Here is a 1,159-nt window from a genome sequence, read left to right on the forward strand (position 1 = left end):
TCTACGTCATACTTAATTGAACCGCCGTATACCGAACGGTACGTACGGTGGTGTGAGAGGTCGGGGGTTAGTCACCCCCTCCTACTCGATTGTGGGCTAATGCCACAATCCCAAACTCTTCACAATAGGTCCAGTTTTTGGCATTTTTAATGTCTTTTTTGGATGTACGTGTTTGTTCTTTTACATAGCTCCCATAAGGAATCAGAAACTCAAACCGGTGCTCTTTCTCATCACCAACTGCATATACATAGTTTTCTTCACTACCATAGCCTGCATCCGCAATAACTGTTTGGGGCATCGGTAATGAAGTGGACGCTAGCTTCTCCCAATGTGGGATAAAGCAACGTGTATCGGTTGGTCGTTGATGAATGGTATAAAACAAGATAAACTGATTCTCTGTCCCGATTTGCACATTATACCCCGGCTTCAGTTGACCATTTTTCATATGATCTTCTTTCATTCGCATAAAAGTTGCGTCTTTATCCGTTTTTGAATAGCTGTTACGATCGCCAATGATTTCATTCTGCTCCTTGTATTTGGCTAGTCGAGGCAAAAAATTTTCTCGAATCAGTTTTAAAGGTTTTTTCCATTTCTTGCGTTCTGCTCGTTTTTCCTTCCGAACTTTTGTATCGGATTCCTGTTCGATTTCCTCTGTTAGGATTTCGACTTTTTCTTCCAATTTTTGAACGATGGCTTCCAAGTTCTGTTCCGTGATTTCTGGATCTTCTTTCGCCTCTTTTTGTACTGTTCCTGCTTCTAATTGGGTTAATTCTTGAATGTACTGAAGTGTTTCTTGAATGTTTTCTCTTAACTTCGCTTCCAATTTCGAGGTGGATTTTTTCCACACGAAAGAATACTTATTGGCATTGGCTTCCATCTTAGTACCATCCAAAAAGTAGTTTTCCATCGTGATGTACTTTTCTTCAATCAACTTTCAGAATCATCGCTTCAAATAACTCATCCATTAGGACCTTCATCCGTCCCCTCGGAATTCGTTGATTGTCCGGAAATCTGGTTGTTGCATCGCTGAAAGCCACATGGCAGGAATATTTTCTTTAACGAGTTTTTCGATTCCTCGACAAGAATAAACCTTTTGAGAATAAGCATACAGAATGATTTTCAGCATCATTTTGGGATGATAGGAACTTCTGCCGCCGCC

At 40.6% G+C, this 1,159-nt stretch carries 2 protein-coding genes; both read right to left on the bottom strand.

The features are described from left to right. Positions 1 to 67: 67 nt before the first annotated feature. Positions 68 to 931 carry a transposase gene (locus AC3ASS_RS14345; protein ID WP_488284166.1) on the bottom strand — a complete coding sequence of 288 codons (864 nt, stop codon included), beginning with the start codon at positions 929 to 931 and terminating at the stop codon, positions 68 to 70. A 42-nt stretch (positions 932 to 973) separates the two neighbouring features. Further along, positions 974 to 1,159, bottom strand: a 186-nt coding sequence (locus AC3ASS_RS14350) for a transposase (RefSeq protein ID WP_488284167.1), incomplete at its 5' end; no start/stop codon positions are given.

The sequence above is a fragment of the Bacillus sp. JST-5 genome (assembly GCF_057747715.1).